Consider the following 21426-nt stretch of genomic DNA (forward strand, 5'->3'; position numbering starts at 1 on the left):
CTAAGGATGGCACCGTGAGCGATTCCCCGCAGATGATCTTCGTCAACCTGCCCGTGCGCGACCTGGAGGCGTCCAGGACGTTCTTCGCCGCGCTGGGCTACACCTTCAACCCGGCCTACACCGACGCCAACGCGGCCTGCATGATCATCAGCGACAGCATCTTCGTGATGCTGCTGGTGGAGTCGTTCTTCCGCGGCTTCACCACCCAGCCGATCAGCGACGCGCGCCAGCAGACCGAGGTGATCACCTGCCTGTCGGCGACCAGCCGCGCGGCGGTCGACGCGCTGGTGGACAAGGCCCTGAAGGCCGGTGCCAGCGAGCCGATGCCCGCGCGCGACTACGGCTTCATGTACCAGCGCGGCTTCCAGGACCTGGATGGCCACCTGTGGGAGATCGCGCACATGGACGGTGAGCCCGGCTGACCAGGACGCCGACTGCCCGGCGGCGGGCTTGTACCGGCCTGCCGCCAGTGCTTTGATCGCCCGCATGGAAAACCCCCTGTCGCACCGCTTGGACACCCTCTGGCGCATGGAGTCGCCGGCCCTGATCGCACGCCTGGCGCGGATGCTGCGCGGCGACGTGGGGCGTGCCGAAGAACTGGCCCAGGACACCTGGCTGGCCGCGCTGGAGCGTTGGCCGACGCAGGGGGTTCCGGACAACCCGGGAGCGTGGCTGATGACCACCGCGCGCAATCGCGCCATCGACGTGTTGCGCCAGCACCAGCGCGTGGCTGGCCAGCATGCGCTGTGGGGCAGCGAACTGGAGCCGCAGCCATTGCCGCTGCCCGACGACAGCGATGCGCTGCAGGACGACATCGGCGATGACCTGTTGCGCCTGATGTTCGTGGCCTGCCACCCGGTGCTGTCGGCCGATGCGCGGGTGGCGCTGACCTTGCGGCTGCTCGGCGGGCTGACCACCGACGAGATCGCGCGGGCGTTCCTGCAGCCCGAACCGACCATCGCCCAGCGCATCGTGCGCGCCAAGCGCACCCTGGCCAACAAGCAGGTGGCCTTCGAAGTGCCACGCCAGGCGGCGTTGCCCGAGCGGCTGGGGTCGGTGCTGGAGGTGGTCTATCTGGTGTTCAACGAGGGCTACACGGCCAGCATGGGCGACGACTGGATGCGCCCGGCACTGTGCGACGAAGCACTGCGGCTGGGGCGGGTGCTGGCCAGCCGGCTGCCGGCGTGGCCGCAGGTGCACGGGCTGCTGGCGCTGATGGAACTGCAGGCCTCGCGCGCCGCGGCACGGGTGGATGCGCACGGCACCCCGATCCTGCTGCCCGAACAGGACCGCGCGCGCTGGGACTGGCTGCAGATCGCGCGCGGGCAGGCCGCGCTGGCCCAGGCCATGGCGCTGGGCGGCAGCGACGATCCCTATGTGCTGCAGGCGGCAATCGCCGATTGCCACGCCCGCGCGCGCCGCGTGCAGGACACCGACTGGGCGGCGATGGCGGCGCTGTACCAACGGCTGGCCGTGCAGCAGCCATCGCCGGTAATCGAATTGAACCGGGCGGTCGCGGTGTCGCGCGCGCAGGGCGCGGCCGCGGCATGGCCACTGGTGGAACAGCTGGCGCAGGACCCGCGCCTGGACGGCTATGCCCCGCTGGCGGCGGTGCAGGGCGACCTGCTGCTGCAACTGGGGCGCGTCGATGAAGCCCGCGCCGCGTTCCTGCGCGCCGCCAGCCTCACCGCCAACGCCCGCGAACAAGCCGTGCTGCGGGCACGGGCGCAGGCCGTTCCGATCGCGTAACGCCTGCGGCCACACCGTCGGACGGCTGTTGCGTTGCTGCGGCACACCGTCCGAAGGCTGTTGCGGTGCTGCGGCACACCGTCCGAAGGCTGTTGCGGTGCTGCGGCCACACCGTCGTAGAGCCGGGCTCTGCCCGGCTGCCGTTGCGTTGCGCGGTGCGGTGCGGCCAAGGCAGCGGGGCAGAGCCCCGCTCTACGCGGCGGTTGTTGCGGGCCGAGGCCGCGGGGAAGAGCCCCGCTCTACCCTACACTTGGGCTTTCGTGGTCCAAGCTGTGGAGAGAGCGATGAAGCGAGTAGTACTGAGCGTGCTGGCCCTGTCGGTGTCCAGCGCCCTGATGGCGGCAACGCCCAAATTCGATGGCGCGCGGATCTCCGCGGACGTCAAGGAACTGGCCTCCGATGCCTACGAGGGCCGCTCCCCGGCCACCGCGGGCGAGGAGAAGACCGTGGCCTACCTGAGCAAGCAGTTCGCGGCGGCCGGGCTGCAGCCGGGCGGCGACCTCAAGGACGGCAAGCGCCTGTGGACCCAGGCGGTGCCGCTGCTCAAGGGCGATATCGTCGGTACGCCGAACCTGTCGCTGAGCAGCAAGGGTACGCCGCAGACCTTGAGCCAGGGCAAGGAAATCGCCGTGCGCGCCGCGATGAACGGTGCCAGCGCCGTGGACATCAAGAACGCGCCGCTGGTCTTTCTCGGCTATGGCGTCAAGGCCGGCGAGCGCAACTGGGACGACTTCAAGGGCGTAGATCTGAAGGGCAAGATCGCCGTGGTGCTGATCAACGACCCGGACTTTGAAACCGGCCAGGGCGACTTCGACGGCAAGGGCATGACCTACTACGGCCGCTGGACCTACAAGTACGAAGAAGGCGCGCGCCAGGGCGCCCTCGGCGTGCTGATCGTGCACGAGACCGCACCGGCATCGTACGGCTGGGCCACGGTCGCAGGCTCCAACACCAACACCATGTTCGACGTGGTCCGTGACAACCCGGCCGACGCACACCCGCTGCTGGAAGGCTGGATCCAGCGCGACCTGGCGGTGGACCTGTTCAAGCGCGCCGGGCTGGATTTCGAGGCGCTCAAGCGCCAGGCGCAGACCCGCGATTTCAAGCCGGTGGAACTGAAGGGCGAAACCTTCTCGGCCACGTATGCCGTCAAGACCGAGGTGATCACCTCGCACAACGTGGCCGCGCGCCTGGAAGGCAGCCAACATCCCGACGAGACCGTGGTGTACAGCGCGCACTGGGACCACATCGGCGTGGGCAAACCCGACGCCAACGGCGACACCATCTTCAACGGCGCGCTCGACAACGCCAGCGGCACCGCCTCGCTGATCGAACTGGCGCGTGGGTTTGCCAAGGGCAAGCGCCCGGAGCGGTCGGTGCTGTTCCTGGCCGTCACCGCCGAGGAAAAGGGCCTGCTGGGCTCGGAGTACTACGCCAGCCACCCGCTGTATCCGCTGAGCAAGACCGTGGCGGTGATCAACATGGACGGCATGGCGCCGTTCGGGCCGTCGCGTGATTTCGGCATCTACGGGTCGGCAAAGCTGGAACTGCTGGACCAGCTCAAGGACGTGGCCAAGGGCTGGGACATCCGCTACACCCCGGACCCGAAGCCGGAGGCCGGCCTGTTCTTCCGCTCGGATCACTTCCCGTTCGCCAAGCGCGGCGTGCCGGCGGTGTCCTACTCGGCCGGCCAGGACTGGGTGAACGGTGGCGTGGCGGCCGGCAAGGCCGCTTCGGACGACTACACCGCCAAGCGCTACCACCAGCAGGGCGATGAGTGGCAGCCGGACTGGACCTTCGCCGGGGCCTCGCGCGACCTGGAGGTGCTGTACACGCTGGGCAACCAGCTGGCCAATTCCCGCGCCTGGCCGAACTGGAGTGCCGATTCCCAGTTCCGCGCCCCGCGTGACGCCAGCGCCGCCGAGCGCAGGTGATTCCATCGTCCCCACCGGCACACAGCCGGTGGGGACACTCCAGCGCAACGTGATCGGTGCTTCATCCCCCCATTCCCGGCTTTCGTCGCATGCCGCTTGTTCCCACCGGTGGCAGGGCTATGCTCGCCTCACTCCCTATGTGAAGACGCCGCCGTGTTCGCCAGCCTCGCACTGATCCTCCGCATCCTGTTGGCCTGGGCCGCCGCCATCGTCGTGGCGGGCTTTGTCTGGAGTGGCATTTTCAGCGGCATGGACGACGGCCCCGGGTGGGTCTTCGGGCTGCTGGCCATGTTCCTGGCGGTCACCGCCATCGGCAGCTGCATTACCCATATCCGGCGGGTCTGGCTGATCGCCGGGCGCCTGGACGGCACCACCCTGTCCAGCCGCCAGCGCCGCCAGATCGAACTGCCGATGGATGCCGGCCCGGCCTTCGCGCTGCTGGAAAAGGCCATCGCCGAACTGCCCCGCGTGGAAGACATCGAAAGCGCCGCCGGCAGCCTGCAGGTGCGTGCCTACGTGCGCCGCGTGGATCCCTACAACGGCCGGCCGCCCTCGCGCTGGAACCTGCCGGCGCGGCTGGCGATCCGCCGCAACAGCGTGCTTGCCACGGTCACCCCGGGGCAGGGCACCAGCAGCGTCACCCTGCTGTTCGAACCCGATGCCGGGGTCTGGGCCGACCTGCTGGCCGTGGATGAGGGCAGCAACTTCGAAAATGCCGAAGCGGTAACCCGGGCCATCACCCGGCGGGTGTCCGAGCAGCGCCGCGACGAGCAGGCCGCGGCCGAGCAGACCGCCACCGAGAAGGAACTGTCGGTGGCCAAGCTCAACCTGCTGCACGCCCAGGTGGAACCGCACTTCCTGTACAACACGCTGGCCAATGCGCAGGTGCTGACTCGCACCGACCCGCCGCGCGCCGACCAGATGCTGGGGCATCTGATCCAGTACCTGCGCAGCTCGCTGCCGAGCGTGGACGAGTCGATGTCCACCCTGGGCGTGGAACTGGAGCGCACCCAGGCGTACCTGGAGATTCTAAAGATCCGCATGGGTGCGCGGCTGGCGCTGCAGGTGGACGTGCCACCGATGCTGTTGGCGCTGCCGTTGCCGTCGATGGCGCTGCAGACGCTGGTGGAAAACGCGATCAAGCATGGCCTGGAGCCCAAGCCCGGCGGTGGCACGGTGTGGATCATCGCGCGTGCCTTCGACGACCATGTCACCCTTACCGTTGCCGACGACGGGCTGGGGTTCGGCCAGGGCACCAGCGGCACCGGCATCGGCCTGAAGAACCTGCGCGAACGCCTGCGTCTGACCTGCGGCGACCGCGCCGGGGTCGCCATCGTGTCCAACTTCCCCAGCGGCGTCGCCGCCACCATCACCCTGCCGCGCGATGCGCGCGAGGCCATCCATGCAGCTTGATGCCCTTATCGCCGAAGATGAAGACCTGCTGCGGCAGTCGCTGGTGGCGCAGCTGCAGCGGCTGTGGCCGGAGCTGCGGCTGGTGGCCGAATGCGAAGACGGTGCGTGTGCGCTGGAAAAGCTGGCCGAGCTGAAGCCGGACCTGGCCTTCCTGGACATCCGCATGCCCGGCATCACCGGCATCGACGTGGCGCGCGCGCTGCCCGAGATCAGCCCACGTACCCAGGTGGTGTTCGTCACCGCCTACGACCAGTACGCGATCGACGCCTTCGAACAGGGCGCGATGGACTATCTGCTCAAGCCTGTCAGCGATGAGCGCCTGCTGGCGACCCGTGAGCGCATCCTGGCGCGCATGCAGCAGGGCCGGCCGGACAACGCCATGCTGGAGCAGCTGCTTCAGCGCCTGGCGCAGGGCGGCAGCGCGCCCAGCAGTGCGCCGCCGCTGGCCTGGATCACCGCCAGCAACGGGCGCGACACGCAGCTGATCATGCTCGAAGACGTGCTGTACTTCCGTGCCGACAGCAAGTACACCACTGTGGTCACCGAGCAGGGCGAAAGCCTGCTGCGCACGCCGTTGCGCGAGCTGCTGGACGTGCTGGACCCGCAGCGTTTCCGCCAGGTCCATCGCTCCACCATCGTGAACATGAAAGCGGTGGCGGCGGTGACCCGTGACGATACCGGGCGCGGCCAGCTGCGCCTGAAACACCGGGCCGAAGTGCTCAATGTAAGTCAGCCGTTCATGAGCCTGTTCCGGGGCATGTAGCCGGAACAGGCCCTCATCTTCCTTGGAGTGATCATGCGTATTCTTCTGCCCCTGTGCGTCGCGGTGGTGCTGCTGGCCGGGTGCCAGCAATCCAGCAACACGTCGGTGACCCGCATCCGTGCCAACGGCGTGGATGCGCTGTACAGCAAGAGCAGCCTGGTGGACGGCGTGGCGCACTTCGAGTGCATCGCCAGCAGCAGTGGCACCTGCCACTACCTGCTGCTGGACCCGTCCTGCAGCAAGGGCACCCCGTGCGCGAAGCCACCGCTGCACCGGTTGGCGGTGGCCGTCGGCAAGACCGAGCAGATGGCGGGGCTGCCTGCCGGCTTCAACCAGTGCGTCAGCGAGCAGCCCAAAGAACAATGCCACCGTGAGTGATCACGGTGGCATTGTGGCTCCCCCCACTTTCCGGGTTGGTCAGTACGCGGGCTGCAGGTGCAGGTTGCTGCGGTTGTCCTGCTCGCCCACGTGGTTGAGTTGGCCGACCAGTTCGGTGTGCTGCTGCATCCGCCCGATCTCACGCATGATGCGGATGTCTTCGTGGCGAAGCTCGCGGCGCGCGGTGACGGCCTGCTTGTAGTCCAGTACCTCGGGATAGTGCTGGGCCATGTCCAGCGCCTCGGCCACGCATTCCACGCTGTCGGCGTCGGAGGTGATGCGGGCGCGGCTGTTGAAGGCCTTCATCCAGCGCTCGAAACCGGCGGTATGGTCGAACATGTTGGCCATGAACCAGATGACGAACAGGATGGAAATCCACGAGCCGAACACGATCACCACGCGGGTGAAGGTGATATGGAAATCGTCTTTCCACAGATAGTTGGAGATCAGGCCCAGGATCAGCAGCGACGCGGCCTGCCAGCCGACAATCGACGCCATCAGCCACTGGCCCTTGGCCTTGGCCAGCACCGCTACTTCCTCGCGGATCTGCTGTTCGCTCTTGTTACGCCAATGCGCGACCTGTTTTTCGAACGGGCTGCCATACAGCTCGTTGTCCTGCAACAGCAAACCCAAACCCTTGAACAAAGCGATCATGACGTGCTCCTTCTGGAACGTGCGGCAGCGCATTGGACGAACGTGAGGCGGATTCAGTTCTAGCACTTCCAGCGGGTCGTGCAATGGGGGAAATGCGAAGCCGTCGGGCAGATATTTCTGAATGCGGGTGGCCTGATGCGGTGCATCATCGCAATCGCAGCCTGCGACAAGATGTCGCAGGTAAAATCATGCTGCACCTGCACATCGAACGCCGACCCGGCGCTGGGACTCCCCGGGGGCGCCGGGATGGGCCAGAATCGGCCCCGACCGCGCAGACTGCCGTAGCCTTCGCCCGATTGGACCCCCTGAGATGCCGCCGTTGCTGCACCGTCTTTCCCAGCCCGTCACCGCGCCCATCCGGCGCTGGGTGCTGGGCGCATTCCCCCGCGGCCAGAGCGGCATCGAGTACGACCACCCGCGCGGCGACCCGGGCTGGTTCGGGCCGCACAGCGCCACCTGGCGCGTGCATTCGGAATTCCCCGGCATGCTCGCCGGCGGCCTGTGCGCGTTGATGCTGCAGACGCTGCACCCGCTGGCCCTGGCCGGGGTCTACGACCACTCCAACTTCCGCGACGACCTGGTCGGGCGGCTGCGGCGCACTACGGCCTTCGTGGCCGGCACCACGTATGCGCCCAGTGCCGAGGTGGACGCGCTGGTGGCCAAGGTGAAACGCATCCACGCGCAGATACGCGGGCACAGCGCCGACGGACGCGCGTATTCAGCCGATGATCCGGCCCTGCTCACCTGGGTCCACGTGACCGAGGCCTACGGTTTCCTGCAAGGGTGCCGGCGCTACTGCCGCGAGGTGCCCGGCGCGGTGGCCGACCAGTATTACCGCGAGTACAAGCGCGTTGCCGAGGCACTGGGCGCCACCCAGGTGCCCGCGTCCGAGGCGGAGGTGGACGCGTACTTCTCCCGGCAGTTGCCGCAGCTTCGGTTCGATGCGCGCTCGCGCGAAGTGCTGGGGGTGTTGTCGGGCATCCGCCTGCCGGTGCCGATGGCCGGATTGTCGCGTGAGCTGTTCCTGGGCGCGGGTGCGGCGTTGCTGCCGGACTGGGCCGAGGCGATGCTGGAACGCACGGGGATGCAGCGCGCACAGGCACGCACCTCCGCGCGCGTGTTGCGCGCGATGACGCCGCTGTTCCGGCGCGCGCTGCAGGACGGCTTGGCCCCGCGCGCCTGCGCACGGATGGGCCTGCCCGCCAGCGTGCTGGCCGAGTGGCCTTCCCCGTAGAGCCGACCGTTGGTCGGCTGCGCCATCGCCGCACGGCCCGGATTGGCGTGCGGGATGTGCGTGGGGTGTCGCGGAGGGCAGCCGACCAACGATCGGCTCTACCGGGCGTTCAACACCACGCCGATGCGCGCCGGCTGTTCACCGCGCCACCAGACGCGAAAACGGGCGCCGAAGCGCCCGTTCCCGGGTGTTACCGTCGCGCGGTGACACCGATCACCACACCTTGACCCGCTTGTCCGGGGCCAAGTACAGCTTCTGGCCTTCCTTGACCTCGAACGCCGGGTACCACGCGTCCAGGTTGCGCACGGTGAGCGCGCGGAACTGGCCCGGTGCGTGCACGTTGGTCAGCAGCGAGTTGCGCAGGGCCTGCTCGCGCGCCTTGCTGCGCCAGGCCTGGGCAAAGCCCAGGAAGAACCGCTGGTCCGGGCTGAAGCCTTCCAGGGTCTGCCCCGGCTTGCCCTGCAGCGACAGCTGGTAGGCGTCGTAGGCGGTGGCCAGGCCGGCCACGTCGGCGATGTTCTCGCCCAGGGTCAGGCGCCCGTTGACCGACACGCCCGGGAACGGCTGGTAGCTGCTGAACTGCGCTGCCAGCGCGTCACCGGCGGCGTTGAACTTCTTCAGGTCATCGGCCGTCCACCAGTTGTGCAGCTTGCCGGTTTCATCGAACTGCGCACCGGCATTGTCGAAGCCGTGGCTGATCTCGTGGCCGATCACCGCACCGATCGCGCCGTAGTTCACCGCGTCGTCGGCAGCGCCATCAAAGAACGGCGGCTGCAGGATCGCGGCCGGGAACACCAGGCGGTTTTCCAGCGGCACGTTCATCGCGTTGATGGTCTGCGGCAGCATCGCCCACTCGCCGTGGTCGACGGGCTTGCCCAGCTTGGCGATGTTGCGCTGGTACTCGAACTGTTCGGCGCGCTCGGCATTGCCCAGGGCGTCATCGCGCTTGATCTCCAGGCCGGTGTAGTCGCGCCACGTGTCCGGATAGCCCATGCCCACGGTCAGCCCGGCCACCTTGGCCTTGGCGTGCGCCTTGGTCTGCGGCGACATCCACGCCAGCGCGTCGATGCGCTTGGCGAAGGCGGCGATGATGTTCTTGGCCATCTCATCGGCACGGGCCTTGGTGGCCGGGTCGAAGTGGCGTTCCACATACAGCTTGCCGATGGCCTCGCCGACGGCGTGGTTGCTGTCATCCACCGCGCGCTTCCAGCGTTCGCTCTGCTGCGGGGTGCCGTTCAAGGTGGTGCCGTGGAAGGCGAAACGCGCATCGGCGAAGGTCTTGGGCAGGTACGGCGCGGCACGGTCCAGCGCGTGGAAGGCCAGGTAGTCCTTCCACACGTCCAGCGGCTCGGTGGCCACCAGGCGCGAGATGCCGGCCACGGCCTTGGGCTGCCACACGATGAAGTCCTGCTGCTCGCCCAGCTTGGCACCGGCCAGGAACGCGGCCCAGTCCATGCCCGGCGCCTTGGCGTTCAGGTCGGCCTGCTTCCAGGCGTTGGCGCCCTTGGCCACGTCATTGGTTTCTTCCTGGGTGGCGTGGGCCTGGGCGATCTTGGTCTCCAGCGCCAGGATGCGCTGCGCCTTGGCTGCCGGGTCGGCCACGCCAGCCAGCTGCAGCACCTGGGCGATGTAGGCCTGGTACTGCTTGCGCAGCTCGGCCATGCGGCCGCCCTGCAGGTAGAAGTCGCGGTCGGGCAAGCCCAGGCCACCCTGCACCAGGTACGGCGCATTGCGGTCCGGCTGCAGCAGGTCCACCGACACCCACACGCCGAACAGGCGGTCGGTGTAGAAGTTGGTCGCATTCAGCAGGTCGACGTCGGCGCGCAGGGTGCCGCCCAGGGTGGTGGCCAGCGCGGCCTTGTCGGCGATGCCGCCGATGGCGTCCAGTTCCGGCTTCACCGCGGCTACGCCACGCGACTCGATGCCGGCCTCGTCCATGAATGCGGCGTAGTAGTCCCCGATCAGCTTGGCTTCGCCGCTGGCCTTGGTGTCGGCAGCGGCGCCTTCGAGGATGGCGCGGGTGTCGGCCAGGGTCTTCTCGGCAATGACGTTGAAGCTGCCGTAGCTGGAGCGGTCGGCCGGGATCTCGGTGTTCTTCACCCAGGTGCCGTTGGCAAAGCCGAAGAAGTCGTCACCGGCGGCGACGCTGCGGTCCATGCCGGTGGCATCGAAGCCGAAACTGCCCAGCTGCGGCTTGGGCGCGGCCGGCGCGGCGGCGGGGCTGTCCGGCGCGGTGGCGACGGGGGTGGCCGGCTCACGGTCGCAGGCGCTCAGGCCCAGCGACAGGCTGGCGGCGATGGCAAGCATCAGGGTAGGGCGGCGCAGCTTGGACATGGACTTCTCAGGCAACGGGGAAACCTCAAGTCTAATCCCCCCGGGAGGGGGTTGGTTGCCGCTGCAACGGCCCCGGGCTGTGCCAAGCGTGGCCGTTGTACGCGCCGCGCGCGGCCGTGGCTCTTCCCGTGCTGCACGCGCTGGTGCATGCTGGCAGACAGGATTCGGGGCGCACCCGCGTGCAGGCACGGCGCGGCGACGCAGAGGTCAAGAATCCCGGGCTTCGGCCGCTCAGGTTTGGGGAAACCAGGAAGCGTTTACGCATGAAGTCAGCCCATCGCAGCGGGAGAGGTCGGCAATGCCCGCGTTGAACCGCGCCTTGGCACGGCCATTGCGTACGATCGTGTGGCTGGGCGTCAGCCTGGGCGTGCTGCTGGCCGTTGGCCTGGCAATGACGCTGGCCAACGATTACCAGCGCCGCCAGGAAGCCGCGCAGCGCCAGAGCGCAGCGCTGGCCACCGGCTCGCAGCGGCTGCTGCGGCTGGAACTGCGCAACCTGGAACGGGCCATGCTGGGCATCGCCGAGGACGGCGCCTTGCTGTTCGAACGGGTGCCTGCGCAGGCACCGGACCTGCTGGACGACGCCATCGGCGGGGTGCTGCAGCGGCATGCCGAGCTGGACAGCATCGTGGTGGTGGACCAGTACGGCCGCGCACTGACCAGCGGCAGCGGCGACCTGTACCTGCCGCTATGGGCCGTGGATACCAATCGCGGCAGCGACAGCCGGCTGTACCTGGGGCCGCCGCAGCAACGCAATGCGCAGCGCTGGGTGCTGCCGCTGGCGTTGCGCATGGGCGACGACCGCTGGCTGCTGAGCCGGCTGCACACCAGCGAGCTGCAGTCGATCATCGGTGGCATGGACACCGGCGACCAGGGCGTCATTTCGATCACCGATGCGCAGGGCTACGTGCTGGCGCGCAGCCCGGACACCGTGGGCCTCACCGGGCAACGCTTCGGGCTGGGCAAGCGCGAGATGCTGCGCCGCGATGCCGTGGCGCCGCTGGGCGTTGAAACCAGCGCCATCGACAACATCGAGCGGATTTCCACGCTCACCACCCTGGGCCAGTACCCCATCGCGGTGTACGCCGGGTTGGGCCGCGCCGACGTGCTGGCGCCCTGGTGGCCCTACGTGCAGGCGTCGGTGGCGCTGTACCTGCTGTACTGGGGCGTGTTCGCGCTGGTGTTTGTGAGCGTGCGCCGTGCAACCCGCAGCCAGGATGCGCTCACCGAGGAACTGCGCACCGGCCACGCCGAGCTGTTGATGGCGCACCAGGTGGGCAAGGTGTGCACCTGGTACGTGGACGAGGATGCCTCGCTGCTGCGCTGGTCGCCGCTGGCGCGGGAGATCTTCGGCATCGAGACCGAAAGCCTGCCGGTGGCGGCGTTCTTCGCGCGGGTGCACCGCGAGGACGCCGAGCGCATGCAGCTGGCGTTCGACAACGCCTTCGCCGGCAACGGCGTGCTGGACGAAATGTTCCGGGTGGTGCTGCCCGGCGGCACGGTGCGCTGGGTGTCGGCGCGCGGACAGCGGGTGGCGGTGGCGGACCGGCAGCGGCGCATGATCGGCGCGCTGACCGATGTAAGCGAACGCGTGCAGGCGCTGGCCCGCGTGCAGCAGGCCGAGCGCCAGTTCCGGCTGCTGTTCGATCGCAACCCGGCCCCGTTCTGGGTGTTCGACCCGGACACGCTGCGCTTCATGGAGGTCAACGAAGCGGCAGTGAAGCAGTACGGCTACAGCCGCGACGAGTTCCTGTCGATGAGCATCCTGGATATCCGCCCGCGCGAAGGCTGGGACGAGATCCGCAGCGCGATTTCGCGCGCCGCGATCGGCGATGCCCAGGACGCGCAGGTACGCGTGCACCGGCGCAAGGACGGCACCCTGTTCGAGGTACGCGCGCATCTGTCGCGGCTGGATTTCGACGGTCGCCAGGCCTGCCTGGTGTTGGCCGAGGACATCAGCGAGCGCCTGGCCTACGAGCGCGACCTGGCCTACCACGCCACCCACAACCCGGCCACCGGGCTGCTCAACACCCGAGCGCTGGCCGCACAGCTGGACGAGGAAGGCGGCGGCTACACCATCGCCTACGTGCAGTTCCGCGGGCTGCAGCTGGTGGCCGACACGCTGGGTCGCGAAGTGGGCGATGTGGTGCTGCAGGCCATGGCCAAGCGCCTGGGCGGGCTGGGCACGCGCTATGGCCTGCTTGCCTTCCAGCCGGCCGAAGATTTCATCTTCGCCATCCGCGACGACCATGAGCGCCAGACGGCGCTGGATACGCTGGTGCAGACCGTCTCGGAGCCGGTGCGCGGGCAGGACTGGCTGCACCAGTTCGAGCCACGGATCGGCGTGGCGGTAAAGTTCGACGGCGACAACGTGCCGGCCGAACAGCTGATCGGCATGGCCGCACAAGCCGCGCACGCCGCACGCGACGAGGGCAGTGTGATTGCCTGGTTCGACACCACGGTGAGTTCGCGGCTGGCCGAGCGGCTGCGCCTGGCCGGGCGCATCCACAGCGCGATCGACAGCGAATTCGAGCTGTACTACCAGCCGATCTGCCATGCCAGCGACGGTACGCCGGCCGCGCTGGAGGCGTTGCTGCGCTGGCCGCAGGCCGATGGCAGCTTCATTCCGCCGGGCGAGTTCATCCAGCTGTGCGAAGACACCGGGTTGATCCTGGCATTGGGTCGCTGGGTGATCCGGGCGGCGGCGCAGGCGCAGCGTCGGTTGGCCGATGCAGGCTGGCCGTTGCCGATCGCGGTGAACGTGTCGGCGGTGCAGTTCTTCAACAGCGATCTGGTGGCCGAGTTCGCGCGGGCCACGCAGGAATTCGGGCTGGAACGCGGCGCGTTGCAGGTGGAACTCACCGAGAGCAGCCTGATGCGCAAGCCGGCCCAGGCCAAGCAGACCATGCAGCGGCTGCACGAGCAGGGCGTGTGCATTTCGCTGGACGACTTCGGCACGGGGTATTCCAACATGTCCTACCTGCAGCACCTGCCGCTGGACATCCTGAAGATCGACCGCAGTTTCGTTTCCGATGTGGAAACCAATCCGCGCAATGCATCGATCTGCCGCGCGCTGTTGTCGCTGGGCCACAGCATGGGGCTGACGGTGATCGCCGAGGGCGTGGAAACGCCGGGCCAGCATCAGTGGCTGGCCGCGCACGGCTGCGACCAGGTGCAGGGCTACCTGCTGGGCCGCCCATCGCCGCTGGTCGAGGTGATCGCGCGGTTGGAAACCGCCGAGGCCACCTGATGCAAGGTAGCCGGGCTCTGCCCGGCTGCCAGCAAACGACGCGTATTTTCGGCCGCCGTCACCTCGTAGAGCCGGGCTCTGCCCGGCTGCTCTACACGCAAACGTCCGCAGTCACCCCAACGCCTCCACCAGGTAGTCGATGAAGCTGCGCACCTTCGGGGCCAGATGGTTGCGGCTGGTGTAGACGGCGAAAATGCCGATCGGGGCGATCTCCCAGTCGGGCAGCAGGCGTTCCAGGCGGCCGTCGGCCAGCGCGTCGGCGATCAGGAAGTCCGGCTGCAGGATGATGCCCATGCCGACCAATGCGGCTTCACGCAGCACGTCGCCGTTGTTGGCGCGCAGGCCGCCGTGCACCGGCACGGACACCTCGCCGCGCGGGCCGCGCAGCTGCCAGCTGTCGCCGCCACCCCAGTAGCTGTAGCCCAGGCATTCGTGGCCGGCCAGGTCTTCGGGCTGCTGCGGGCGGCCATGGGCGTCCAGGTAGGCGGGGGCGGCACACAGGGTGATGTGGGTGTCGGCCAGCTTGCGTGCGATCAGCGCGGGGTTCGGCTGGCGGGTGATGCGGATGGCCACGTCGTAGCCTTCTTCCACCATGTCCACCAGGCGGTCTGACAACGACAGGTCCAGCTGCACCTGCGGGTAGCGCGCGCGGTAACCGGCCAGCAGCGGCCCCAGCCGGGCGATGCCGTAGCTGACCGGGGCGTTGACCCGCAGCAGGCCCGACGGTTCCAGCGCCTGCGCCCCGATGCCTGCTTCCAGTGCGTCGAACTGGGCCAGCAGCTGCACGCATTGCGCGTAGTAGGCCGCGCCGGTGCTGGTGGGACTTACCCGCCGCGTGGTGCGGTTGAGCAGGCGCGTGGACAGGCGCTTTTCCAATGCGGCGATCTGCCGGGTGACCCCGGCGGTGGACATGTCCAGGGCCTGGGCAGCCGCGCTGAAGCCGTTGCGTTCCACCACCGCCACGAACACCCGCATCGCGTCGAGGGTATCCATTGTTTCAGATCCTGTAATAAACAGCGTCGTCTGATCGTATTTATCGCCAAGGGTGAGCGCAATAACCTGTCGTCATCCTAGTCCGCGAGGTGTCCCATGCCTACCACCGCTGTCCGCGTTTCCTCGCTCGCCCCCGTCGGCGCCACTCTGCTGCGCTGGAGCCTGGGCGTGCTGTTCCTGGTCCATGGCCTGACCAAGCTGCTGGTATTCACTCCGGCCGGCACCGCGGCGCACTTCCAGTCGCTGGGCCTGCCCGGCGCACTCGGTTACGTGGCCCTTGTGCTGGAACTGACCCTGGCCGCTGCGCTGTTGCTGGGCGTGTACGCGCGGTGGGTGGGACTGCTGGGCGTGCCGCTGCTGCTGGGCACCATCGTCAGCGTGCACGGTGCCAATGGTTTCAGCTTCGCCAATGCCGGCGGCGGCTGGGAATACCCGGCGTTCTGGGCGCTGGCGCTGCTGGTGCTGTTCTGCATCGGGGACGGCAAGTGGACGCTCGCCTCGCGCTGAGCACCGCACCGTCGTTGATCCTTCCTTGGAGCCTGTGATGTCCCGTCTGCCTTCGCTGTACATCTCCCATGGTTCGCCGATGACCGCGCTCCACCCCGGTCTGGTCGGCCAACGCCTCGCGGCGCTGGCCGCGCAGTTGCCGCGCCCGCGCGCCATTGTGATGGCCTCGGCGCACTGGCTGACCCACCAGCCGACAGTGGGCGCGCACGCGCAACCGCCCACCATCCACGATTTTGGCGGCTTCCCGCAGGCGCTGTTCGACCTGCAATACCCGGCCCCGGGCGACCCGGCCCTGGCCGGCGAGATCGCCGCGCGGCTGGCGGCGGCCGGGCTGCCGACCGCGCTCGACCGCAACCGCGGCCTCGACCACGGCGCCTGGGTGCCGCTGCGCTTCCTGTATCCGCAGGCCGACATTCCGGTGGTACCGCTGGCGATCCAGCCGCTGCTGGGGCCGGCCCACCAGTTCGCGCTGGGCCGCGCACTGGCACCGCTGCGCGAGCAGGGCGTGCTGGTGATCGGCTCGGGCAGCATCACCCACAACCTGCACGACTGGGGCCATTACCAGGACGGCAAGGAAGCGCCGTACGTGCGGCCCTTCATCGGCTGGGTCGAACAGCGCCTGCAGGAGGACGACACCGCCGCGCTGCTCGACTACCGTGCCCGCGCGCCGCACGCAGCGCAGGCGCACCCGACCGACGAGCACCTGCAGCCGCTGCATGTGGCCATGGGCGCTGCCGGGAGTGACACGCTGGGTGCGCAGCGCATCGATGCGGGTATCGATGCGGGATTCCTGGCGATGGACATCTACCGCTTCGATGGGCACGCCACGCGTTGAGGCGCGTGGCGGGGGCTCAGTCGCAGCGATACACGTTGCCGCTCAAGGTCACATTGGTCTGTGCCTGGCTGCCCTGGCGACCGGTGACGCCGGCGCGGTCGGTCAGCAGGTACACCACGTTGCCGCCCATCGCGGCCGCGCGGTTCTTCAGGTCATTGCGTGCGCCCGACTCCAGGTTCTTGTTGGACGTATAGGCACCGGTGAGGAAATTGCCCTGGCTGCCGGTGACGTCGCCGAGGAACTGGCAGCCGACGGGCTCGTTGTGGGTAACCCGAACCTGCGCCGCATGGCGGGTGACGGGAGTGGAGGCACAGCCGGCCAGCAGGCCGGCGAACATCATGGCCATTGCGAGCGTGGTGCGGATGGAACCTGGCTTCATCGGACTAGGGGGTGAGCGGGAAGAGCGGGCACGATACCCACCGTGCAGGCATCAGGAGGCAGTGACGTCATTCGATGACGCCCAATCACTGGATTCAGCGTGTGGTCGGTCACCGCGTTGCGGCCTGGCGGCCAAACAGCTGTGTTACGTTCGTGCCCTGAAGTCGCACTTCTTTCACCAATCGAATGCATACCATTGAAGTCGTCCTGGCGATGCTGGTGGCCGTAGTCGCCAGCGGCTATCTGGTCCGGGTGTTGCCGCTGTCGTTGCCGCTGCCGTTGGTGCAGATCGGCCTGGGCGCGGTCATCGCCGGGGTGTTCAACCGTGGCCACGCGCTGGAACCGGAGATGTTCTTCCTGCTGTTCCTGCCGCCGCTGCTGTTTCTGGACGGCTGGCGTATTCCCAAGCAGGGCCTGTTCCGCGACAAGGGCGTGATCCTGGAGCTAGCGTTCGGCCTGGTGGTGTTCACCGTGATCGGCGCCGGCTTCCTGATCCACTGGATGATTCCGGTGATGCCGTTGGCGGTGGCCTTCGCGCTGGCGGCGATCATCTCGCCCACCGACCCGGTGGCGGTGGGATCGATCGCATCGCGTGCGCCCATTCCCAAGCGGCTGATGCACATCCTGGAAGGCGAGTCGCTGTTGAACGATGCGTCCGGCCTGGTCTGCTTCCGCTTTGCCGTGGCCGCGGTGATGACCGGCAGCTTCTCGCTGGCCACCGCATCGCTCACCTTCCTGTGGGTGGCGCTGGCCGGCGTGGCGATCGGCGCGGCCGTTACCCTGGGCGTGTCCACCTTCCAGCGCTGGCTGTGGCGGCGCTTTGGCGAGGAGCCCGGTGCAGCGCTGCTGGTCAACCTGCTGATTCCGTTCGCCGCCTACCTGCTGGCCGAAGAGGCCAACGCGTCGGGCATTCTGGCGGCGGTGGCAGCGGGCATCACCATGAGCTACGTCGAGCTCACCGGCCGGGTGTCGGGCAGCATGCGCGTGCAGCGCGCGGCCGTGTGGGGAATGCTGCAGTTCAGCTTCAACGGCATCATGTTCGTGCTGCTGGGCGAGCAGTTGCCGGGCATCGTCGAACGCGCCATCACCACCGTCAGCGAGAGCGGCCACCACAGCGCGTGGTGGCTGCTGGTGTACGTGGTGGTGATCAACCTGGCGCTGGTGCTGCTGCGCCTGGCCTGGGTGTGGCTGTCGCTGCGCTGGAGCGTGCTGCGGGCGCGCCACCGCGGTGAAGCGCGGCCGGGTACGTCGTGGCGGATCGTGGTGGCCACCTCGGTGGCCGGTGTGCGCGGTGCGATCACCCTGGCCGGCGTGCTCACCCTGCCGTTGTTCCTGCCCGATGGCAGCGCCTTCCCGGCGCGCGACCTGGTGATCTTCCTGGCCGCGGCGGTGATCCTGGTGTCGCTTGTCGGTGCCAGCGTGGCATTGCCGCGGTTGTTGAAGGGGCTGGAACTGCCGGCCGATTCGGGCGAGCGCAAGGCCGAGGATCTGGCCCGGCGGCTGGCGTCCAAGGCGGCGCTGGCCGGGGTGGAGCGCATGCGCCAGCAGCTGGTGCAGAACCAGACCACCGAGAACGTGCAGCTCTACAACGACGCCGCCTCACGGGTGAGCCTGCTGTACCAGCGCAATCTTGAGAAGGACGACGGCCCGGATGCGGATCCGGAAAAGGTGCAGCGCATGGAGCAGGGCTACCGCCAGCTGCGCGGCGCCGGGCTCACCGCCGAGCGCGAGGAGCTGTTCCGGTTGACCCGGCGCGGCACCATCTCCGACGAGGTCTCGCGCAAGCTGATCCGCAACCTGGACCTGCTGGAAACCCGCCAACGCGATTGAAACCGGGGCACGTCCACCGGGTAGAGCCACCCCATGGGTGGCTGTCGCAATGCCCGATGTCTGGCGCGCGCCTTGCCCGGGAAACAGCCACCCATGGGGTGGCTCTACCCCCCGGGGGCGGCCGTTACGGGCCGGCCATCAACGCGGCTTACGCGTCGGCTTTCTGGTCCAGGTAATACGCCACCACGGTGCCCTTGATCTTGATGGTCATCGGGTTGCCACGGCGGTCACGGGCCTTGCCGGCCTGCACGCGGATCCAGCCTTCGCTGACCGAATACTCTTCAACGTTGTCGCGCTCGACGTCGTTGAAACGGATGCCCACCCCGCGCTCCAGGGCGGCCGCATCGTGGAAGGGGCTGGTCGGGTTGATCGCCAGGTGATCGGGAGGGGTATCGCTCATGGTCATTCAGTTGTGACGGCCACCACGGCCATCTTCCAGGCGCACAGGATAAACCGCGGCGCGGCCCACGCCGAATTTCGCTTCCTGCCAACGCCGCTGCACGGCAGAATGCCCGCCTGCCTCAAGGAACTACCGGTCATGCCTGACAACAGCGATTATTTCGACTTCGAAGAAGACGAGCGCGATTTCGACGAAGACGACTTCGAGGCGCGGATCTGGAACCTGTTCGTGCTGATCAACCCCGGCGATGACGAGCTGGCGCTGCAGCAGTTCAACCGCTGGCGCGAGGCGCTGCTGGAAAGCGGCGAGGAGATCGATGAGGAGGCCGACTGGCTGCCGCCGTTGATGGCCGCCATTGCCTGGCAGTCCGGGTTCGAAGTGGACCGCGAGGATCCCGATGCGCTGGTGTCGGCGATCAACGAGCTGGCGGCACGCTGGAACCTGCAGCTGGACTGGGGTGGCGACCTGGACGATGAGGATTTCGCCGCCGCCACCGATGCCCCGGCGCTGATGGCCACCGCGCACGACCGCCTGCGCGAGCACAACTACGCGCTGTGGAGCGTGGATACGGGCAATGGCGGCCTGGCCGGCTGGATGGCGCTCAACCGCGACGATGACGCCATGCTGGCGCTGTGCTCGCTGCTGGGCGTGGAAGTGCGGCCGGGTTCGGACCCGTTCTGATGCGTGCTGCGGGTTGACCGGTGCGGCCCCGCGGCTTGCGTAGCAAGGCGCGGGGCGCAACGCGCGTACTCAATACCTGCCTAAGGCAGGTATTGAGTACGCGCGTTGGCGATGACGGCTTTGACCAGTACGCGGTCGGTGTGCCGCGAGATGGCCTGTGCGCCCAGCGCGATGGCCTGCAGGCGCAGCGGGGCGGGGATGTCGTAATGCGCGCCGCTGGGGCGGTTCTGGAACGCCCGTCGCGGAATCCCGAGCTGCGCCGCCATGGCGTGCAGCTCGGGCAGGGTGTCGGCCATCAGATGCGCCCAGCGCTCGCCGCGCCAGGGGTGGACCGCATCGTCGATATAGACCGTCACCGGGTGGCCGTGGCTCAGGCCTGCGGCTTGTCGTCGCTGGCGGCCGGGGGGGCGTCGGCGGCGGCATCGGTGCCGGTTTCGTCTGCCACCGGGGCGTCGTCGCTGGCGTCGGCAGTGGTTTCAGCGGTTTCGGCGTCGTCGCCTTCTTCGCCTTCCACACCTTCAAACTCGGACACCAGCTGGGCCAGGTAGTCGTCGGCGGTCTTGCCTTCGTCGGCGGCCAGGTCGTCGATCAGCTGCTGCAGCTGGGTCGAGTATTCCAGGTTGACCTTGCGGCCTTCCTTTTCCTGCACGTTGGACAGGTGCTTGAGCATGGCCAGCATCGGGATCGGGTTGTCGGCGTTGCCCATGGTCTGGCCGCCGATGGCCAGCAGCCATTCGGTGCCCTGCAGGCCGATGGCGGCCACCACCTGGCCCTCTTCGTTGGTCAGCACGGCGTGGTTCTGCACCTGCTGCTGGGCGTTGAGGCGGTTGATCGGGCGCTTGGGCTGCAGCTTCTTGCGCTTGTCGCGCTTGGCCTTGGACTGCTTGGACATGGTGGGATCTATCTGTACGTGGAAAGCGGCCATTGTAATGGGGGTTGGCCGCAGACGTCGGCCCTTCCGGTCATGCCCATATCGAACGCTGCCCACGCGCGTGCAGTCGGCTGGGGCGCGACCCTACCCGGGCGTGGCGCGTGCATCGTCTGGGCGTGCAGGCATCAACCGAACGTGGCGCGCACCGACCGTCCGTGCGGCCCTCCGACCGGCCCGCACGGCTGACCAACCCCCGGCAAACCCCCGGTCAGGGCGTCGCCGCCGGGGCCTGTGCGGCGTGGATGTCGGCGTCGCCGGTGGTGGGCGACAACGCCACCTCCTGCCCGGCACCGGCCAGCGCTGCCGCTTCGGCTGCCTTGGTCATCACCACGATGCTGATGCGGCGGTTGATCGGGTTGTCCGGCTGGGCCTTGTCGAACAGCACCGACGAGGACAGGCCGACCACGCGGGTCACCTTCTCTTCGGTCATGCCACCGTCCAGCAACGCGCGCCGGGCGGCGTTGGCGCGGTCGGCGCTGAGCTCCCAGTTGCTGTAGCCGTGCACCGCGTTGTAGGCGGTGGTGTCGGTGTGGCCGGTGATGCTGATCCGGTTCGGCACGTGGTTGATGAACTGCGACAACTCGCGCAGGATCTCGCGCGTGTACGGCTTGAGCGCGGCACTGCCCATGTCGAACATCGGGCGGTTCTGCTTGTCCACGATCTGGATGCGCAGGCCTTCCGGGGTCAGGTCCAGCAGGAGCTGGTCCTTGAACGGCTCCAGCGCCTGGCTCTTGCTGATGGCCTCTTCCAGCTCCCGCTTCAGCGCTTCCAGCTGCTGCTGTTCGCGCTCACGTTCGGTCTGCGGGATCGGCTTGGCGGTCTGCTGGGCCTGGAACGGGTCGTTGCTGTTGCCCCGCGAGATGTCGGTGGCGCCGCCCAGTTTGATCATCGAGGTGCTGGCCCCGCCCGGGCCGGCCATGCCGGGCGCCGGGGTGGAACTCTGCCCGACCAGCGGGCTGGGGTTGCGGAAGTACTCGGAGATGGCCGCGCGCTCGGGCTTGGTGGTGGCGGCCATCAGCCACAGCACCAGGAAGAACGCCATCATCGCGGTGACGAAGTCGGCGTAGGCCACTTTCCAGGCGCCGCCATGGTGGGCAGCGTGGCCGGCCTTCCTGACCCGGCGGACGATGACGGTGGGTTTGTTCTCGGCCATGGGGGTGCC

At 68.3% G+C, this 21426-nt stretch carries 20 protein-coding genes; 12 read left to right on the forward strand and 8 right to left on the reverse strand.

All coding sequences use genetic code 11. From position 1 onward, the window contains the following. The first annotated feature begins 32 nt into the window (after positions 1 to 32). The 6 genes from GQ674_RS00770 (at position 33) to GQ674_RS00795 (ending at position 6237) form a co-directional block, all read left to right on the forward strand. Positions 33 to 422: a VOC family protein gene (locus GQ674_RS00770; protein ID WP_159499143.1), complete on the forward strand. Its 390-nt coding sequence runs from the start codon at positions 33 to 35 to the stop codon at positions 420 to 422. A gap of 64 nt (positions 423 to 486) precedes the next feature. Next, on the forward strand, positions 487 to 1749 hold the full coding sequence (locus GQ674_RS00775) for a sigma-70 family RNA polymerase sigma factor (protein WP_159495610.1): 1263 nt from the start codon (positions 487 to 489) through the stop codon (positions 1747 to 1749). 284 nt (positions 1750 to 2033) lie between these two features. After that, positions 2034 to 3683, forward strand: a complete 1650-nt coding sequence (locus GQ674_RS00780) for a M28 family metallopeptidase (protein WP_159495611.1) — start codon at positions 2034 to 2036, stop codon at positions 3681 to 3683. A gap of 153 nt (positions 3684 to 3836) precedes the next feature. Beyond that, positions 3837 to 5096 (forward strand): histidine kinase, encoded by a 1260-nt coding sequence (locus GQ674_RS00785; protein ID WP_159495612.1) that lies wholly within the window; start codon positions 3837 to 3839, stop codon positions 5094 to 5096. Next, a complete protein-coding gene (locus tag GQ674_RS00790) occupies positions 5086 to 5859 on the forward strand; it encodes a LytTR family DNA-binding domain-containing protein (protein ID WP_159495613.1) in 774 nt (257 codons plus the stop codon). The genes GQ674_RS00785 and GQ674_RS00790 overlap by 11 nt, the downstream gene beginning before the upstream one ends. 33 nt (positions 5860 to 5892) lie before the next feature. Then, positions 5893 to 6237, forward strand: coding sequence for a hypothetical protein (locus GQ674_RS00795; protein WP_159495614.1), 345 nt, complete (start codon positions 5893 to 5895; stop codon positions 6235 to 6237). Between the two features lie 39 nt (positions 6238 to 6276). On the opposite strand, the gene GQ674_RS00800 is transcribed toward GQ674_RS00795, so the two are convergent. Beyond that, entirely contained in the window at positions 6277 to 6891 is a 615-nt protein-coding gene (locus GQ674_RS00800; protein ID WP_181393860.1) for a hypothetical protein, read from the reverse strand. Between the two features lie 310 nt (positions 6892 to 7201). On the opposite strand from GQ674_RS00800, the gene GQ674_RS00805 reads away from it, so the two are divergent. Continuing rightward, entirely contained in the window at positions 7202 to 8125 is a 924-nt protein-coding gene (locus GQ674_RS00805) for an oxygenase MpaB family protein (protein WP_159495615.1), read from the forward strand. A gap of 213 nt (positions 8126 to 8338) precedes the next feature. Here GQ674_RS00805 and GQ674_RS00810 read toward each other — a convergent pair whose 3' ends face one another. Then, on the reverse strand, positions 8339 to 10459 hold the full coding sequence (locus tag GQ674_RS00810; RefSeq protein ID WP_159495616.1) for a M13 family metallopeptidase: 2121 nt from the start codon (positions 10457 to 10459) through the stop codon (positions 8339 to 8341). A gap of 298 nt (positions 10460 to 10757) precedes the next feature. Here GQ674_RS00810 and GQ674_RS00815 point away from each other — a divergent pair, with 298 nt between their 5' ends. After that, positions 10758 to 13709, forward strand: a complete 2952-nt coding sequence (locus GQ674_RS00815; protein WP_159495617.1) for an EAL domain-containing protein — start codon at positions 10758 to 10760, stop codon at positions 13707 to 13709. Positions 13710 to 13820: 111 nt separating this feature from the next. Here the strand turns inward: GQ674_RS00815 and GQ674_RS00820 are convergent, their stop codons facing one another. Then, positions 13821 to 14702 (reverse strand): LysR family transcriptional regulator, encoded by an 882-nt coding sequence (locus GQ674_RS00820; RefSeq protein WP_159495618.1) that lies wholly within the window; start codon positions 14700 to 14702, stop codon positions 13821 to 13823. 96 nt (positions 14703 to 14798) lie between these two features. Here GQ674_RS00820 and GQ674_RS00825 point away from each other — a divergent pair, with 96 nt between their 5' ends. Together GQ674_RS00825 and GQ674_RS00830 are read left to right on the forward strand one after the other, a co-directional pair. Further along, positions 14799 to 15209, forward strand: a complete 411-nt coding sequence (locus GQ674_RS00825; RefSeq protein ID WP_159495619.1) for a DoxX family protein — start codon at positions 14799 to 14801, stop codon at positions 15207 to 15209. A 37-nt stretch (positions 15210 to 15246) separates the two neighbouring features. Continuing rightward, on the forward strand, positions 15247 to 16044 hold the full coding sequence (locus tag GQ674_RS00830; RefSeq protein ID WP_159495620.1) for a class III extradiol ring-cleavage dioxygenase: 798 nt from the start codon (positions 15247 to 15249) through the stop codon (positions 16042 to 16044). Between the two features lie 16 nt (positions 16045 to 16060). Here GQ674_RS00830 and GQ674_RS00835 read toward each other — a convergent pair whose 3' ends face one another. Continuing rightward, a complete protein-coding gene (locus GQ674_RS00835; protein ID WP_159495621.1) occupies positions 16061 to 16423 on the reverse strand; it encodes a DUF4156 domain-containing protein in 363 nt (120 codons plus the stop codon). A gap of 185 nt (positions 16424 to 16608) precedes the next feature. Between GQ674_RS00835 and GQ674_RS00840 the strand changes: the two genes are divergently transcribed. Further along, positions 16609 to 18252 (forward strand): Na+/H+ antiporter, encoded by a 1644-nt coding sequence (locus GQ674_RS00840; protein ID WP_159495622.1) that lies wholly within the window; start codon positions 16609 to 16611, stop codon positions 18250 to 18252. Positions 18253 to 18400: 148 nt separating this feature from the next. Here GQ674_RS00840 and GQ674_RS00845 read toward each other — a convergent pair whose 3' ends face one another. Continuing rightward, positions 18401 to 18652 carry a DUF3297 family protein gene (locus GQ674_RS00845; RefSeq protein WP_128097447.1) on the reverse strand — a complete coding sequence of 84 codons (252 nt, stop codon included), beginning with the start codon at positions 18650 to 18652 and terminating at the stop codon, positions 18401 to 18403. 138 nt (positions 18653 to 18790) lie between these two features. Here GQ674_RS00845 and GQ674_RS00850 point away from each other — a divergent pair, with 138 nt between their 5' ends. Beyond that, a complete protein-coding gene (locus GQ674_RS00850; RefSeq protein WP_038692549.1) occupies positions 18791 to 19333 on the forward strand; it encodes a hypothetical protein in 543 nt (180 codons plus the stop codon). An 80-nt stretch (positions 19334 to 19413) separates the two neighbouring features. Here the strand turns inward: GQ674_RS00850 and GQ674_RS00855 are convergent, their stop codons facing one another. The 3 genes from GQ674_RS00855 to motB all read right to left on the reverse strand — a co-directional run bounded on the left by GQ674_RS00855 (position 19414) and on the right by motB (position 21417). Continuing rightward, positions 19414 to 19689, reverse strand: a complete 276-nt coding sequence (locus GQ674_RS00855) for a DUF4031 domain-containing protein (RefSeq protein WP_159495623.1) — start codon at positions 19687 to 19689, stop codon at positions 19414 to 19416. A 14-nt stretch (positions 19690 to 19703) separates the two neighbouring features. Further along, positions 19704 to 20225, reverse strand: coding sequence for a hypothetical protein (locus GQ674_RS00860; protein ID WP_159495624.1), 522 nt, complete (start codon positions 20223 to 20225; stop codon positions 19704 to 19706). 247 nt (positions 20226 to 20472) lie between these two features. Further along, positions 20473 to 21417, reverse strand: coding sequence for a flagellar motor protein MotB (gene motB, locus GQ674_RS00865; protein WP_159495625.1), 945 nt, complete (start codon positions 21415 to 21417; stop codon positions 20473 to 20475). Between the last annotated feature and the right edge of the window lie 9 nt (positions 21418 to 21426).

The organism is Stenotrophomonas sp. 364, from assembly GCF_009832905.1.
In the GTDB taxonomy this organism is placed as follows: Bacteria; Pseudomonadota; Gammaproteobacteria; order Xanthomonadales; family Xanthomonadaceae; genus Stenotrophomonas; species Stenotrophomonas maltophilia_AP.